We start from the raw sequence: 16743 nt of genomic DNA on the forward strand, positions 1-16743 counted from the left end.
ATTGCCAAGAGCCTTCGGTTGTCCGATCAGCTATGTATGATTGATGTTAGTCTATATATTATTCAAACTATTCACAGGTGTCAACTCTGTTTTTATTTAAACAAAAAAAGAAACGCCATCTTGCAGAGGCGCTTCTTTTCCCGGGAAATGGTTTTAATCGGCAGATAGCTTTAAATTGACACCAACAGCGGTTCCATTTCTCGAGGAGTCAGCTACTCCAGTAAATGTCCCTGCTTTTCGATCAATGAGTAAAGCTTGCACATTTCCTATATCAATAGGCGAACTGCCAAAACGGTGACCCATGTCATTTAGCTTCGTTCTCACATCAAGGGGAACTCCTACTTCGTAACGGTAAGAAGTTGGACTGTTTGTATATATCCGCGGCTCTTCCACTGCATCTTGAAGCTCCATATCGTATTCAAGCAAGTTTAGGATGGTTTGTGAAACAGAAGCAATAATGGTCGTTCCTCCAGGTGAGCCAACAGTCATGACCGGCTCGTTATCTTTGAATATGATCGTCGGGGTCATACTGGATAATGGACGTTTATTCGGCTGGACTTCATTTGCTCCGCCTGGTCTTGCGTCAAAATCTGTTAGTTCATTGTTTAAGAAAAAGCCATATTCCGGAACAAGAATCCCTGTACCAAATAACTGTTCAATGGTTGTTGTGAATGACACGACATTTCCCCACTGATCGGCAACAGTAAAATGAGTGGTCTCGCCAATGGTTTTATCTTCTGGCTGCGGGACAATCGGGGATGGATTTTTTTCATCCTCATAAGCCCATGGATCTCCTTCTTTCGGGTTTTTGTTCATTTGATCTAATTGAATGAGAGAAGCTCTTTTTGAAATGTAATCATCGTCTAGTAGTCCTTTTAGTGGAACATCTACGAATTCGGGGTCGCCTGCATATGCAGCACGGTCAGCATAGGAGAGATGCATTGTTTCAGCAAGCAGCTGATATTTTTCGAATGATTTGGGGTCATATTGTGATAGATTGAAGTGATCTAGTATTTTGAGTATTTGCAGCATAAACACACCGCCTGAGCTTGGTGGAGGCATGCTTGCAAGCTGGTATCCTTTATAGTCCCCCCAGATAGGCTTGTCAGTCTTGACCTCATAACGACCAATGTCATCAGTTGTCATTGTTCCGCCAAAATCTTGGACTGTATTTGCAAGTGCCTTTGCTACTTTTCCTTCATAAAATGCTTTACTTCCTTTTTTCGCAATGAGCTTAAATGTTTTGGCAAGGCCTGGCTGTACAAGCAGATCGCCTTCTTTGAGCGGCTGATCATCTGGAAGAAAGATTGGCGCTGCAGCCGTTTTTTTCAGCTTCCCTTGATGATCTTCAATGGCTTGTGCCAGAACAGAATCGATTTCAAATCCATCCTCTGCAAGCTGAATGGAAGGCTCAATCAATTCCTTCATCGAACGGGTCCCCCACTTATCCAATGCTGCCTCGAGGCCTTTTACTGTCCCTGGAACACCAACCGCATTACCGTGTGTAGACCGCTCAGCAAATGGGATGACTTTTCCCTCGTCCGTTAAAAACATGTCAGGTGTTGCGCCCTGTGGTGCTCGTTCTCTACTATTGATGATGGATGTTTCTTTTGTCTTTCCATCATAAACCATCATAAAACCACCGCCGCCAATTCCAGACATCATTGGCTCTGTCACATTCAGTGCGTACTGGATGGCAACAGCAGCATCCACTGCGTTTCCACCTTTCTTCAATACATCAGCACCTACTTCTGATGCCAGCGGGTGAGCAGTAGCCACCATGCCATCTTTACCAACAGCTACTTTACTCCCATGAGATTCGTTCGCATTGACTTGGCTGACAGGCAGAAAAAACGAGAAAACAAACAGACATATGGACAAAACAGTTAGAGAAATGCGTTTCATGAACAACACCCCTTCCATATTCTTACTTTGACCTTACCGACTTCTTGACCAGAATACAATAGATTATTCTAAAATTTCAAAAATTTTCATCCTATCATCCTACATTTCCCAAATTAAACATTGATTTTCAAAACATATGACGCACTCGATCATTAGGAATAAAGACACATCATTTCCAACGATTCGGCTTCAAGGTATAATAAATACAACAAAGAGGGGGAAAAACGGTGAACAACAAAAGCAAATTATTTTGGGAAGACTATTGGAAAGAGAAATCAGAACAAGCACCTGCTGACGCATTTGTATCGGCGTGGGCATTCGGATCAGATCCAGATCATTTACTTGATCTTGTCAAGCAAGGAAAGAAAACAGCCACTTGTTCTGGACACCTGTTTTATGAAAAGGAACAGGAGCCGCTTCCACAACCTGGACAATATGCGGTCATTTTGGATAGCCAGGAAAAGCCAAAAGCCATCATTGAAATCACACAAGTAGATGTCATGCCAATGAATGAAGTCCCCGAATCATTTGCAAAAGCAGAAGGTGAAGGCGATTTATCTTATGACTATTGGTATAGAGAACATAAAGAATTTTTCACAGAAGCACTCCAATCATACGGATTAGATTTCAAAGAGGATATGCTTCTTGTTTGTGAACGGTTTAAGCTGATTCATTCGGCTTCTTAGCCTATAAGCGGTGCCAAAAATGGCCCGCTTTTTTCGTTGCTTTTCCCCTTTTAGAAAAAGGTGTGTTGAGATCACATCTTTAGGTCAGAATAAGATCAAATAGAAAAAGTGAAGAAATTTTCGACTACACCTGTTTTTTTTCGACAAAAGAATATATAATTATTTGATGTGTGCATTGTCTCATTTATACAATGGAGGGTTTTTACATGTTAAAAAGGAAAAAAGACAAGTTTTCCGTCTTGTTAACGGAAATTGCTAAAAATTTAGATGAAACTGCTGAGTATTTTGTTAGCTATAAAGTAACAAATCAAACCACTCTGAAAGAATTTTCTGACACATTGAAGGAATATGAGACAAAAGGTGATAATCATGTTCATACCATGATTAAAGAGCTGAACAAAGCCTTTATTACACCGATTGAACGTGAAGACATTCTTCAATTAACGAATAGCCTCGATGATGTTTTAGATGGAATTGAGCATTTTTCCGCAACATTAGAAATTTACTCAATCACAAGCTCTGACGAACATATCGACAAATTCAGCCACTACATCAGAGAGTGTGCGAAAGAAATTTTAATCACAATTGATTTACTAGCTGAAAATCGCTTGAAAGATATTCATCCGCACGCAATTAAGATTAAAGAGATTGAACATAATTGTGACAATCTTCATCGTAAATCATTAAAGAACTTGTTTGGAAAAGAAACAGATCCAATTAAGGTGATTCAATACAAAGAAATTTACGAAACACTTGAAGAAATCGCTGATTCCTGTCAAAGTGTTGCCAACAATCTAGAAACAATCATTATGAAGAATGCGTAACGGGGTTAGTTAAACATGGACACATTACTCATCCTTACCATACTTATTGTCATTTGTGCACTTGCTTTTGATTTCATTAACGGGTTCCACGATACAGCAAATGCCATTGCGACTTCAGTTTCAACGAAGGCATTAAAGCCTAGACATGCGATTATCATGGCAGCGTTCATGAACTTCTTAGGAGCAATGACATTTACAGGTGTGGCAAAATCCATTACAAAAGACATCGCAGATCCATTTACACTTCAAAACGGCTCTGTTGTGATCTTGGCTGCTTTAATTGCCGCCATCACATGGAACTTGCTTACTTGGTATTACGGGATTCCGAGTAGTTCTTCACATGCACTAATCGGATCAATTGCAGGAGCTGTTATTGCCTCTGCCGGTTTTGGCGCATTAAACTATTCGGGATTCATTAAAATCATTCAAGCCCTTTTGCTTTCACCTATCCTAGCTTTCGTATTGGGATATATCGTGTATACCATTATCAAAATTATATTTAGAAACAACAATCTCGCAAAAACAAATAAACAATTCCGACGTGTTCAAATCTTAACGGCTGCACTGCAATCGTATACCCATGGAACAAACGATGCGCAAAAAGCGATGGGAATTATTACGATGGCTTTAATTGCAGGTAATTTGCATACAACAGACGACATTCCTTTCTGGGTACAATTCTCTTGTGCGCTTGCAATGGGGCTAGGTACTTCTATTGGCGGCTGGAAGATTATCAAAACAGTCGGCGGTAAAATTATGAAAATTCGTCCAGTAAACGGAGTATCTGCCGACTTAACGGGTGCAGCTATTATCTTCGGTGCAACGTTTATTCACTTACCTGTTAGTACCACTCACGTGATCTCATCTTCTATTCTAGGTGTAGGTTCTGCACACAGAGTCAAAGGAGTAAACTGGGGTACGGCAAAACGTATGCTTGTCACTTGGGTGATTACATTACCGATTTCAGGAACTCTAGGAGCTCTTATATACTTTGTGTTAAATGCGATTCTTTAATTTCAAAGACCTGTCTGACAGGTCTTTTTTTATTTGTCTGCACACTTAAATATCCTTTTCCTGCAGGACATTTTTTCATGAAGCAGGGTTTCCAATCATATCCATAGAAATAAACAAGTATTCATCTGTCTATGGGAGAGAAGAACATGCTATTATTTTTTCAATTGACTGTATGGTTATTGCTAGGTGCTCTTGCTGTGTATGTATTTGCGGTATGGCGCTTTGAACAAAAAGTAAAAGAAAAGATGTTTGCCATTCGTAAAACGTGGTATTGGATTTATGTAGCAGGTGCTGTCGTGTACTGGACAAATGACCCTTCTTCTATCTTCACTGATTGGATGCACTACTTGATTATTGCCGTTTTTTTCGCATTAACTGATGCTTTCATCTTTCTTAGCTCCTATATTAAGAAACTCGGAAATCATGAGCTTGAAACCGACACCCATCAACTCCTTGAACAAAATAACGATCTGCTTCATTCTTACCTCAATAAACTAAAAACGTACCAATACCTATTGAAAAATGAACCGATCCATGTATATTATGGAAGTGTAGAGGCATATATAGAGGGAATTGAGCGGCTGATTTATTCTTTTGCTGACAAGATGAATATTCAAGCGGTGCTTTGTCCATACGATACGCAGGAACAAAAAGATGACCTGCTTCGGACACTTGACCAGCGGGCTCTCATTCAGGCGAAGCTTGACAGGCAGGAAGTATATTATGATGATTTCGGTCATTTGGTGCTCATCCCATTTTCTGTAGCAGATGCTCATTTTGTCATTAAGCTCACCTCCGATGAGATTGTCACGGAGTTCGACTATTTGTTAATGACATCACTTACAACAATTTATGACCTAATCTTGCCTGACGAAGAGGAAGGTGATGAAGATGGACCACGCACTTCAAGGGGATAACAACAATCCTAAGAAAAACCCTTTTAAGATTTTAAAGAAAAAACGCCATATCAGTATGGCCGATTATAAGGTAAGCCCCCATACTGAACGAATTTTTAAAAAGAATGAACAGCTTCTGGATGAGTATAAAAATAAAAAGGCTTGATTACACTAAAGGACGCGGAACGAAATCCGCGTCCTGATTCCATTTTTACATAGACTTGCATACAATACACTATACGCTGCAACGATTGAGGTGCCAAAATGAAAAAAAAAATCAAACAACTAAGATATGTTCAGTTTGCCGAATATCAGCCATCCCCATATACTAGGCGATTAATTGAAAAAAGTGAAACAGCCATCCAATCATACAAACAGAAACACTCACTGATTTAACAGTTTAAGCAGCTTCTCCTTCGTTTTAGGACCGTATACCCCATCACTTGTCAGACCGTTCACCAGCTGAAAGCGTGCCACGGCATTCGCCGTTTTTTCCTCGTAAACACCATCGATGCCTTTATCTGCAGCCGATTTATCAGGATAAAAATAAACGGCAGCAAGCGCTTTTTGGACGAGGCGAACGTGCTCTCCCTTCGTTAGAGGCGAAGTCACCTTTAAAATCCCATCTGGCAGCTCATACATCATTTTTCCATCATTTCGATAAATTTTGAGAACCTGTCCAATTTGAATCTTGTTCGGGTCGCTAATGTTATTCCACTTCTGTAGATCTTGTACTGTGACGTCATGAGCTTTAGCAATACTCGTTAACGTATCCCCGCTTTTGACGACATACGTGATGACCGTCTCCGGATCTCCTGCCGTTTCAATTCCTTTTTTAAATTCATCCCATGTAGCGAGAAGCAGGCGCGGACATGCTTTTCCAGACCAGTGCTGATGTGTAACCACATTAGCTAGTGGAATATTATGTTCTTTCAGCAGCTTTTGGATAAGCCATTGCGCATGTTTGACCGCTTGCTGGAAATTCCCATCTTCATTTTCACAAATTTCAATGCCGATCGACTTTCTATTACCATTTCCATGTCCGTCCCCTGCATGCCAGCCATTTTCATTTAACGGCAGATGCTGAAAGATTTCATGATCATCCACTGTAAAGTGCCAGCTTTCCGCTGTCGTTGAGCGTTTCACATATGCTGCATGACTTTTCGCATCCGCTCCTTTTGACGTGTTTGCTGTGTTATGCACCGTCACATACATCGGTGTCATGGCGTATCCTGGGCGGTTACCGTTTCCAACTGGAATAAAATCTTGATAAATTTCTACCATGTTCTGCACTCCCTTTTGCTAGATTGAATTGATCTTTCTCATCAATTGGTGGCGTTCGTAAGACAACATGAGTTTGTTTTAGTGATAAGACTATGGTAAAATTTGAATTCAATCACTCATTTTAGTAGTGGAAAACGTAAAAATGAAGAAAAAAACAGGAATTAATTCCATTTTTCCTTGATTTTATGTTAAAATTGTTAAAAATAAGCCGATAATAAAAGTAAGCAATAGCTCAATTAGCTATTTAGTCCTATATGGACTTTTCTTTTACGCCAAAAACAGAACATACGTTTGCTTGGAGGTTTTTAAATGACTGGATTTTTAACCCATTTAGAAGAAGAGATTAAACGGTTATATGCCAAACTACAAATAAGCGGTCCTGCTTATAGAGACATGCAAAGGATCGCTTCTGAATTTCATGTATGGGTCCACTATGAGGATACTGGCAGCATGATGATCAAACATCAAGGTCTTTACAGTATTATATTAAACAGATCTCTATCATCAGAGGAACAATGGCAGGATTTTGCCCACGAGCTTTGTCATGTGCTCAAGCATGCAGGCAATCATTTCAAGATGCACAAACTCTTTCGAGAACTGCAAGAGTTTCAAGCTAAACAATTCATGTATCACTTTTGTGTGCCAACCTTTATGCTGATGCAAATGAAGCTTCCAAACCTTCGGCAGCAAGCCATTTTACACATTGCGCAAACATTTCATGTCACCTGGGCTTTTGCTGAAAAGCGGCTGGCCTTATTCGAACAGCGGAAAGCAGGCATTCGCTTTCAACAAGAGTTTACATCTTATTTAATGAAAGCTGAAAAGGTCGCGGAAAAAGAAGCTGTTTATCAAACGTAAGCCTCTCTGCATAGGGGAGCAGGCGTTTATTCATACAGGTTTAATACTTGCTTGAGTACATTTGTGTACCGATAAAATTGCTCATTTTGCGTTTCACGGCGATAGCGCCGTCTGAAGTCTTTAAAGAATGCTCTTCTTTGCGCCTGACTGATTTCAAGTTGTACACTTTTTCCCGTCAGACATTGATTATTAATATTGTGAGGATGTGTTCCAGAATAACGATCAGATTCAGATAGCAGCACTGCTTGGAAGCCATTAAGCGTTAAACGTTTCACTGTTTCCGCCGCTCTTTCTCTGTCTGTCCCGCCCACTAATGTTTGAAGCATCTCCGTTTCCCCGTAGCCATGGAGCGCAAACGTGTAATGATGGGTATGCACTAGAGAAAGGCAGACCGGCTCATCGAAACGTGTGCTTGTAATGTGAAGCACATGATTGCCTTTCACCTTAAGGCCTTCAAATAAATACATAGAATGATTACTTGCGATTTCATGAATGAGCTCACTTACGCCAGATTCAATACCTCCAGCATGAGGGGATAAAACCAAAAGCTGGTCACCTTTCCGCTCGTGAAGAATTTGATAATCGATTCCTTCTCTTTCATGAGCGGAAAGCTCTTCATAACTTTGATATGTATCAATGATTTGCGTCATTCCATCTTCCCCATTTCTCCATATGAGCATAAGTCTACTGATCTTAAATTCTTTTGTAAAGGGATTTCGAATGACTTATCGACATGAAACATCCTTAAATTTTCCTTATCTTTACGGCTATCTGTTGAATTTTGAGAAAAAATGACCGATAATTGAAATGAATAGAACTTTTGGACTATATGAATCTTTTTGCATTCTCTCTCATAAATTAGAAATATTGTGATCTACATCTGGAGGAATTCATGTTAAAAAAGAAAACCACCATCACCCTTGTCATCTTATTCCTTAGCTTCGCTGGCATCATTTACTGGAAATGCTTTTCTCTTCAAGGCGTATCTCACGGAACCTTTATCCGCTCGATGTCATCACCAGACGGAACATATATCATCAACACCTATCGACATAGCGGAGGGAAACTAAAGGAGAACGCAGTTAGAGCAGAAATTGAAAACAAGCTCACCCACCGAAAGAAAACGATTTACTGGAAATACCCTGATAAAGACCCCCTCATCAAATGGAAAAATGGACAGCTTGTTCAAATCGGGCATGAATTTTTAAATGTGGTAAAGGGTGAAACATACGATTACCGCTTTGATCGGAACAAAAGAAAATAGCGTATTAAAAAAACGAATCCCTCTTGGATTCGTTTTTTACGTTGACATCACATGCTGCATAAATTCTTTCATTTCTTTACTTACGATCGTCAGTCGTTCCACAATTTCACTAAACTCTGTAACAAGTAAAGCCTGCTCTGCTGATGAACCTTTCATATGTCCCATACTCTCAAGTAATGTATGTATATTGGAGGAAATTCCTTGCAAAGAGCTTTCGATATTTTCTGTTGCACGTGAAGTTTCACTTGAAAGCTTTTGAACCTCACTGGCTACAACACTAAAACCAGCCCCTTCTTTTCCTGCCCTGGCTGCTTCGATTGACGCATTTAATCCTAGCAAACTCGTTTGTTTCGAAATCCCTTTAATCATCTTTGTAATATCGGATGTTTTTTTCGAGCTTTCAAGTGTTTGCTGCGTTTGTAAGGTCATTTCCTCACTTGTCGCAGAAAGCTCTTCTGAATGCGCCGCCACCACATGCACCTTTTCTTGAATACTATGAATGATGTCATTTAATGACTCCATATATGCTTCAAGCTCTAATTGATTTTTAAGTGGAAAACCTAAAGCGAGTGCGCCGATCACTTGTTGATTTTCATCAAAAATTGGCAGACCCATGGCGTTTAACGGTATTCCGTAAACCGATTCAGGCACAAACATACTTGATGTCTCACCTCTAAGCGCTTTTTTCATATTTAAATCATCTGGTTTAATAAGTTCTCCAGCACGAATTTGAAAATCTACATCTTTCGATGGCAAATACAGCAAGAATTTCTCTCGATCAATGACACCCATCGTTACTTCATTTTTTAAAATCTGCATCATATAAGGTGCTGCTGTTACAATACTCTGTAGTATATCCAATTTCTCTACCCCCTTATATAGTTTATCGGTCGTTCTTCTTAAATTAATAGTTACTTTTTAAAAATAATAATAATGATTGAAGAAATTCTTCATATTTACGAGTAAAAAGAAGTACGTTTCCTTTCTATATTCAAGCGTAAATTTGCTATAATTAATGAATCAACATATGATGAAATGGTCATGTAACCATTTTGTGTATTCAATGGAGGCGCATGTTGTGACACAACCCATGAAATATGAGCGGGCAATCGTCATTGGCGGAGGTATCACCGGAATGCTCGCTGCAAAAGTTTTATCAACGTTTTATCATCAAGTATTGATTATTGAAAAGGATGAACTGCCAGACTCTCCTGAGAATCGTCTCGGCACTCCTCAAGCCTTTCACCCACATAGAATGCTGCCACTTGGCAAGCAAATCGTTGAACGTCTATTTCCTGGTTATACAAAAGAATTACTGGAAATGGACGGATTTAATACGATGCATCAAACCTCTCGATTTATTACAAAAGATGGCGAATTAACGCTCACTGATAGAGAAGAAACCGCCGTCACAAGACGCGCAATGCTAGAGTGGGTATTGATGCAAAGAATGGTAACAGAGGAACGTGTGCAGTTTTTAGAAAAACATGAAGCCATCTCCCTTCAGTTTAAAGAGGGAACTAATCAAGTCATGGGGCTTATCGTGAAGGACCGGCAAGTAAAACCTGGCAGCATTCATGAAATGAAAGCAGACTTAGTGATTGATACGTCTGGAAGAATGTCTAAGTTGCCAAAATGGTTGAAAGACGCTGGATTAACCTTGCCACAAACTGATGAGTTAAGTGTGTTTCTAGGCTACAGCACAAGATATTATCAAATACCATCAGGTGCGCCACCCCTGCAATCAATGGTTGTAGTTGGCCAGCCAGACAAGCAAATCCCAACAGGACTGTTTGAACGGGTAGATCATGATTTAGTAGCTGTGCTTCTTTCTGCAGCCGGCGGTTCACATTATCCAACAACGGATGCTGATCAGTTTGATTCAGAAACCGGTGCTCTGAGCGATCCCGCGATAGCAGAAGCCATCACCCATTTAACGCCCTTTACAAAACCAAAAGGATTTAGAGTTCCTTCTTGCGTAAGACATCACTATGAACACATGCAGGATTGGCCAAGTGGATTATTGGTGATGGGCGATGCCTTGTGTACATTGGATCCCATTCATGGGCAGGGCATGACCAAAGCAGCTCTTGAAGCACAAACACTTGACCGTATGCTCAAACAAGCACAAAAAAATGAGCGAGTCTCTTTTGAAAAGGACACATTACAACAAATGCAGCAAGCGAGTGAACTTGGCTGGTGGCTTTGTGCGATTGCTGATATGGCATGGGACGGTGTTGAGTTAAAAGGAGAAACAACCATCCCCCACTTGACGTTCGTACAAGAATTTTTAAATCGCTACGTACAATACGCCATTGTCACAAAACAGCCTGAACGTCTTGAGGTGTATCACCGGATGCATTCTTTCTTAACAGAACCGAGAGAAATCATCAACTTAGAACAGCTGCACGACATGATTCAAGCTGACACCTCAGGAGAAACCGCCGAATGGTGGAAGCAATGGGATCAAAAGAACGATGAAGGCAACCGAGCTTTTTTCCATGAAGCGGTTCCTGACTTTCGTCTAGAGCACATGCTGTCATTTGATTGAACTAAAAAAAGCCCCTTTATTGGGGCTTTTTCATTAACGTAATAATTGAAGTACGTTTTGCGGCTGTTGGTTTGCTTGAGCTAACATTGCTTGAGATGCTTGAGAAAGAATGTTGTTCTTTGTGAACTCACTCATTTCTTTCGCCATGTCAACGTCACGAATACGAGACTCAGCAGCTGTTAAGTTTTCAGCAGAAGCACCAAGGTTGTTGATTGTGTGCTCTAGACGGTTTTGAACTGCACCAAGTTTAGCACGTTGAGCAGATACTTGGTTGATAGCTGCATCAACAATTTTTAGTTGAGTATCAAAACCAACATCTTCTGCTTTTGCATCATTGTCAGCAAATTTTCTTACATCGATGTCTTTAACAGCTTGATTTTCTACAATTTCCCCATCAGTTTTAACTCCTAATGCATCAGTACTCATTTTTTCAATATTAACTGAAATTTGTTGAGTTGCGTTAGCACCGATTTGGAATACTAAAGCATTACCAGTAGCTGGAGTTGGAGTTGCATCTGGATCATCTGGATCTGGAGCTGCTGCATCCTCTCCTGCTTTAAACGTACCATCTAACAATTTTTTACCGTTAAACTCTGTACGATTTGAGATACCATCTACTTCTTCTTGTAATGCTTGAATCTCATCTTGAATAGATTGAAGATCCGTATCTTTGTCTTGTGTACCAGTGTTTCCAGCTTGAATAACTAGTTCACGAACACGTTGAAGGATTGAGTGAGTTTCAGTCAATGCACCTTCAGCTGTTTGGATAAGAGAGATACCGTCTTGTGCGTTTTTAGATGCCATTTCTAAACCGCGGATTTGTCCACGCATTTTTTCAGAAATTGCTAGACCTGCAGCGTCATCTCCTGCACGGTTGATTTTAAGACCAGAAGAAAGTTTCTCCATGTTCTTTTGCCCTGCTCCATTGTTTGCAGACAAACGGTTCAGAGTGTTAAGTGCTGCGATATTGTGGTTAATTCTCATTTCCTATTACCTCCATGTGTTTGAACCAATTAGACATCCATGTCCAAAAGTTCTAAAACAGATTTTTTTGTAAGCCTTACATTCCCTTTATCGAACCATAATAGAGAATGTTTAACAAAAAAGGATCAAATAAGGAAAAAGGCTTATTCATTATGATCGTTTCGCTAGAGAACACTTGAATTTTAGGTCTTTTTTCACATTTTACAAAAATGACTTAAGAATCATAAAAAGAGAAATTCGAAGAACAAGACATAAAAAAAAGCCCCATAAAGGGGCTTTTCATTAACGTAGTAATTGAAGTACGTTTTGTGGCTGTTGGTTCGCTTGTGCAAGCATTGCTTGAGATGCTTGAGAAAGAATGTTGTTCTTTGTGAACTCACTCATTTCTTTCGCCATGTCAACGTCACGGATACGAGACTCAGCAGCTGTTAAGTTTTCAGAAGATGCACCAAGGTTATTGATTGTGTGCTCTAGGCGGTTTTGAACCGCACCAAGTTTACCACGTTGAGCAGATACTTGGTTGATTGCAGAATCAACAATCTTTAATTGTGTATCAAAACCTACATCAGTTGCAGTTGCAGCATTATCAGCAAATTTAGTTACATCAATATCTTTCACAGATTGATTAGCTAAGATTGCTCTTCCAGTTGTATCAGCTGGATCTTTAACTCCTAGTGCATCAGTGCTCATTTTTTCAATGTTAACTGAAATTTGTTGAGTTGAGTTAGCACCGATTTGGAATACTAAAGATTTCTCAGTAGCAGTTGGTGCTGCAGGATCAACAGGAGCTTTAAATGTACCATCTAACAATTTTTTACCGTTAAACTCTGTACGATTTGAGATACCATCTACTTCTTCTTGTAGAGCTTTAATCTCATCTTGAATAGATTGAAGATCAGTAGTTTTATCCTGTGTACCAGTGTTTCCAGCTTGTACGACTAGTTCACGAACACGTTGAAGGATTGAGTGAGTTTCAGTCAATGCACCTTCAGCTGTTTGAATAAGAGAGATACCGTCTTGTGCGTTTTTAGATGCCATTTCTAAACCGCGGATTTGTCCACGCATTTTTTCAGAAATTGCTAGACCTGCAGCGTCATCTCCTGCACGGTTGATTTTAAGACCAGAAGAAAGTTTCTCCATGTTCTTTTGGCTCGCACCGTTGTTTGCAGACAAACGGTTTAATGTGTTAAGTGCTGCGATATTGTGGTTAATTCTCATTTCCTATTACCTCCATGTATATGGGACCTGACAGACGTCCTTGTCTGAAAAAAGTCCTTTATTCTAGGGCTTAACAACCCTGACAATTCTATTATCGGACGTGATTATAGGATGTTTAGCAGATTTTTTTAAAAAAATCGCATTTTTTTCATGACGTTGATCCTAACTTTGACAATTCTATAAAAATAAAAGCTGCTGATCTATAATCAGCAGCTTTACAAAATCTATGAATATCAGTATTGCTTGATATCAAACATTAAGATATTTTGGTACACAACGTAATCCTTCTTACTTGTGAAAGGACCTTTATTGTGTTCATCATTGATTTCATAGAAGTTCATGCCAATTCCAAAACTTCTCTCTTTATACCAGTTTAGAAAATCGTTGATTTCTTTCATTGAAAGCAAATAATCCTTTTGCAGCCCGTTTATCATGGTAATTGAAAGTATACCTTTTGTTGATTCTTCACCAGGTTTTGTCCCGTCTTGATCTTTCGGTTCTTCGGTTGTGCCATCACCCGGCTTTGTTCCGTCTTGATCTTTCGGTTCTTCGGTTGTGCCATCACCCGGCTTTGTTCCGTCCTGATCTTTTGGTTCTTCGGTTGTGCCATCACCCGGCTTTGTTCCGTCTTGATCTTTCGGTTCTTCGGTTGTGCCATCATCTGGCTTTGTCCCGTCTTGATCTTTTGGTTCTTCGGTTGTGCCATCATCTGGCTTTGTTCCGTCCTGATCTTTTGGTTCTTCGGTTGTGCCATCATCTGGCTTTGTTTCACCTTCAGCAATTTGTAAATCTTTTAGTGAGATAGAAATCACTGATTTGTAATCACTTTTAATCGATTTTGAATGATAATCTTGCTGGAAATTTCGTCCACCTATGATATATATGGTATCCTCAATCGTTACAGCACTTGAACCTACTCTAGCTTCAGGTAAATTGATCGAGCTTCTTTTCACAGAATTCGTTTTAGCATCATAAAACTGTGTATATGGTGATAATAGACTGGCTCTGTCATCATACTGACCTCCAGCCATGAACAATTTTCCCTGATATGTTGTAAATGCAGCCCCTAGTTGATAAAACTTTAACTGTGATTTTGTTTGTACCCATTGATTTGTTTCAATGTTGTATTCATATACTTGGGAATTTTTGTGATTACTAACTGTTCTTTCTCCACCTGTAGCATAAATTTTGTTGTCAACGACTTCTGACATAGACATACCAGTAAATTGCTGAGGAAACATTTTTAATTGTAGCCATTTATCTGTTTTTGTATCATAACTATAAAAATTATGTTCTTGATGAGGACTTTTATTCGTTGCAAGAATATAAATCTTATCATTTACAACACTTGCACTTATGTCACCTTTTGTCACAGCATAGTATGGTATATTAATCGGTGTTTCTGCCCATGTATCTAATTCTGCATCATAAATATCAATCGTATTTGTGCTATCTTGATATGCTCCTCCAATGACATATACTTTTTTACCTATCGCCACTGCCGTACTATCTGTTCTTTCTCTAGGCATGTCAGCTTTTGAGATCCACTCATTTTTGTGAGGATCGTACATGTAGGTATTTTTATTACTATATGCCTTTTCACTACTTCCCCCAAAAACAAAAATCTTCCCATTTACTACTGCGGAACTAGAATGAAGTCTCTCTTCCGGTAAGTCTGCTCGCTTCGTCCACCCATTTGTCTCAGCAGCATGAGCTTTTAACGGATGAATTGTGACCATCATAAAAATAGTCAAAAGCACTAAAAATAAACTTTTTTTCATCGTTTCTTTCCTCCATATCTTAAATATCCCTCCTTTTATCGACATATTTGTAATAAAATTTAATTTTTATCATTGTACACCAGAACAAATATCCTCAATTTGCACCTGTTATTTATCCTCACACATACATCACCGGCGTCGATATTTTAATAATCTTCCCACCTCGACGATAAAACCTAGGGACGCGGCGGCTTAAAGTGGCAACAACCTCGTAGTTGATCGTATTGAGCATTTCGGCGATTTCGTCGACAGAAATTTCTCCGCCCTTTTGACGGCCGTAAATAACGACTTCCTCGCCTTGCTTTGCTTTCATTTCTCCTAAACTGATCATGGTCATATCCATTGTGACTCTGCCAGCAATCGGCATTCGTTTTCCGCGGAAAAGCATAAATCCTCGATTTGATAAGGCTCGTGAGTACCCATCTGCATAACCAATTGGTATGGTTGCTATAACTTCATCAGGTTTTGCTACATAGGTTGCCCCATAACTGACGGTTCTTGGCTTTGTCACCATTTCTTTCACGAACGCAATCCTTGCTTTTAAACTGAGAGCGGGCTCTAGCTTAACAGCGTCTAAACTCTCAATGTATTGCGAGGGGTACAGTCCATATAGCCCGATGCCGAGCCGAATCATATCTGCACTAAATTCAGGAAACGCGATGGCAGCTGCTGTATTGTTCATATGTACCGTGGGCAATGTAATGCCTTGTTTTTTTAAGAAACGAAGAAAATCAATAAAAATGCTGTGCTGAAGCAGTGTGAAATCAGGGTCAGGCTCATCCGCAGTGGAAAAATGCGTAAATATTCCATCCCATCTCAGGTTTTCACTCTCTTCAAGCGCCCTCACCACCTCTAACAGCTCTTCCTTTGTCCGTACACCTAATCGTCCCATCCCCGTATCGACATTGACATGAATCCCAAGCCGGGGCAGACTTTCTTCTTCCGCTAAAATCTCATTTGCTTGAACAATCCAGTCTTCCCGAAGGCCGGAGAGATCAATTTTCCAGGTTGCAGCCCTTTTCACACAGTCGAGCGGGGTAAATCCAAGGACGAGAATCGGTGCTTCAATTTTTGCTCTCCGCAATACAATGCCTTCTTCCAAGCTGGCAACTGCAAGCTCTGTCGCACCGCTTTCTAATGCCTGCCGCGCAACCTCCACGGAACCGTGCCCATAAGCATTCGCCTTCACGACAGCCATGATCTTACTTTTCTTTGGAATATGCGCTTGAATGGCTTCGATATTTCTTTTAATCGCGTCAAGATTGACCTCGATCCAGACTTCCCTGCAAAGCTTTTGCATGTATGTTTCCTCCTCATCACATGAGTCATTTCGATATCAATGTTCGTTTTCGTGTCTAGTCTATCTTTATTCATTTTTGAGAAAAACATTCAACCGCAATGACTGAACCAGCCTTGTCTTGATTGACATAAAAAAAGAAACCACCTCAAATGGTGATTTCTTCTTTATGAACAGTCAT

The 16743-nt window shown here is 39.9% G+C and carries 16 protein-coding genes; 8 read left to right on the forward strand and 8 right to left on the reverse strand.

Features of this window, described 5'->3' with window-relative positions:
• Positions 1–153: 153 nt before the first annotated feature.
• On the reverse strand, positions 154–1905 hold the full coding sequence (gene ggt, locus QSJ46_RS12415) for a gamma-glutamyltransferase (protein ID WP_058838928.1): 1752 nt from the start codon (positions 1903–1905) through the stop codon (positions 154–156).
• Positions 1906–2132: 227 nt separating this feature from the next.
• Here ggt and QSJ46_RS12420 point away from each other — a divergent pair, with 227 nt between their 5' ends.
• The 5 genes from QSJ46_RS12420 to QSJ46_RS12440 all read left to right on the forward strand — a co-directional run bounded on the left by QSJ46_RS12420 (position 2133) and on the right by QSJ46_RS12440 (position 5491).
• On the forward strand, positions 2133–2591 hold the full coding sequence (locus QSJ46_RS12420; protein WP_107163526.1) for an ASCH domain-containing protein: 459 nt from the start codon (positions 2133–2135) through the stop codon (positions 2589–2591).
• Positions 2592–2797: 206 nt separating this feature from the next.
• Positions 2798–3415 carry a DUF47 domain-containing protein gene (locus QSJ46_RS12425; protein WP_024426775.1) on the forward strand — a complete coding sequence of 206 codons (618 nt, stop codon included), beginning with the start codon at positions 2798–2800 and terminating at the stop codon, positions 3413–3415.
• A 15-nt stretch (positions 3416–3430) separates the two neighbouring features.
• A complete protein-coding gene (locus QSJ46_RS12430) occupies positions 3431–4429 on the forward strand; it encodes an inorganic phosphate transporter (RefSeq protein ID WP_017359158.1) in 999 nt (332 codons plus the stop codon).
• 146 nt (positions 4430–4575) lie between these two features.
• Positions 4576–5346 carry a type II toxin-antitoxin system SpoIISA family toxin gene (locus QSJ46_RS12435; RefSeq protein WP_039177934.1) on the forward strand — a complete coding sequence of 257 codons (771 nt, stop codon included), beginning with the start codon at positions 4576–4578 and terminating at the stop codon, positions 5344–5346.
• Positions 5321–5491, forward strand: a complete 171-nt coding sequence (locus tag QSJ46_RS12440) for a type II toxin-antitoxin system SpoIISB family antitoxin (RefSeq protein ID WP_024424961.1) — start codon at positions 5321–5323, stop codon at positions 5489–5491. Before QSJ46_RS12435 ends, QSJ46_RS12440 begins: the two co-directional genes overlap by 26 nt.
• A 218-nt stretch (positions 5492–5709) precedes the next feature.
• Here the strand turns inward: QSJ46_RS12440 and QSJ46_RS12445 are convergent, their stop codons facing one another.
• Positions 5710–6609 carry an N-acetylmuramoyl-L-alanine amidase gene (locus QSJ46_RS12445; RefSeq protein ID WP_285604774.1) on the reverse strand — a complete coding sequence of 300 codons (900 nt, stop codon included), beginning with the start codon at positions 6607–6609 and terminating at the stop codon, positions 5710–5712.
• Positions 6610–6918: 309 nt separating this feature from the next.
• Between QSJ46_RS12445 and QSJ46_RS12450 the strand changes: the two genes are divergently transcribed.
• Positions 6919–7467, forward strand: coding sequence for an ImmA/IrrE family metallo-endopeptidase (locus QSJ46_RS12450; protein ID WP_024424963.1), 549 nt, complete (start codon positions 6919–6921; stop codon positions 7465–7467).
• 26 nt (positions 7468–7493) lie between these two features.
• Here QSJ46_RS12450 and QSJ46_RS12455 read toward each other — a convergent pair whose 3' ends face one another.
• On the reverse strand, positions 7494–8117 hold the full coding sequence (locus QSJ46_RS12455; RefSeq protein WP_285604775.1) for a poly-gamma-glutamate hydrolase family protein: 624 nt from the start codon (positions 8115–8117) through the stop codon (positions 7494–7496).
• Between the two features lie 242 nt (positions 8118–8359).
• Between QSJ46_RS12455 and QSJ46_RS12460 the strand changes: the two genes are divergently transcribed.
• The gene (locus tag QSJ46_RS12460; RefSeq protein WP_285604776.1) at positions 8360–8731 is read left to right on the forward strand and encodes a DUF5412 domain-containing protein; all 372 of its coding nucleotides are present in this window, start codon (positions 8360–8362) and stop codon (positions 8729–8731) included.
• A 36-nt stretch (positions 8732–8767) separates the two neighbouring features.
• On the opposite strand, the gene QSJ46_RS12465 is transcribed toward QSJ46_RS12460, so the two are convergent.
• Positions 8768–9592 carry a methyl-accepting chemotaxis protein gene (locus QSJ46_RS12465; RefSeq protein WP_047203586.1) on the reverse strand — a complete coding sequence of 275 codons (825 nt, stop codon included), beginning with the start codon at positions 9590–9592 and terminating at the stop codon, positions 8768–8770.
• Positions 9593–9809: 217 nt separating this feature from the next.
• On the opposite strand from QSJ46_RS12465, the gene QSJ46_RS12470 reads away from it, so the two are divergent.
• Entirely contained in the window at positions 9810–11282 is a 1473-nt protein-coding gene (locus QSJ46_RS12470; RefSeq protein ID WP_285604777.1) for an FAD-dependent oxidoreductase, read from the forward strand.
• Between the two features lie 33 nt (positions 11283–11315).
• Here the strand turns inward: QSJ46_RS12470 and hag (QSJ46_RS12475) are convergent, their stop codons facing one another.
• The 4 genes from hag (QSJ46_RS12475) to alr all read right to left on the reverse strand — a co-directional run bounded on the left by hag (QSJ46_RS12475) (position 11316) and on the right by alr (position 16565).
• The gene (gene hag, locus QSJ46_RS12475) at positions 11316–12266 is read right to left on the reverse strand and encodes a flagellin Hag (protein ID WP_107163522.1); all 951 of its coding nucleotides are present in this window, start codon (positions 12264–12266) and stop codon (positions 11316–11318) included.
• Between the two features lie 282 nt (positions 12267–12548).
• On the reverse strand, positions 12549–13484 hold the full coding sequence (gene hag / locus QSJ46_RS12480) for a flagellin Hag (RefSeq protein WP_285604778.1): 936 nt from the start codon (positions 13482–13484) through the stop codon (positions 12549–12551).
• A 233-nt stretch (positions 13485–13717) separates the two neighbouring features.
• Positions 13718–15265, reverse strand: a complete 1548-nt coding sequence (locus QSJ46_RS12485) for a Kelch repeat-containing protein (protein ID WP_285604779.1) — start codon at positions 15263–15265, stop codon at positions 13718–13720.
• A gap of 118 nt (positions 15266–15383) precedes the next feature.
• Positions 15384–16565 (reverse strand): alanine racemase, encoded by a 1182-nt coding sequence (gene alr, locus QSJ46_RS12490; RefSeq protein ID WP_047202749.1) that lies wholly within the window; start codon positions 16563–16565, stop codon positions 15384–15386.
• Positions 16566–16743: the final 178 nt, after the last annotated feature.

Source organism: Bacillus sp. YKCMOAS1 (assembly GCF_030268125.1).
In the GTDB taxonomy this organism is placed as follows: Bacteria; Bacillota; Bacilli; order Bacillales; family Bacillaceae; genus Bacillus; species Bacillus safensis.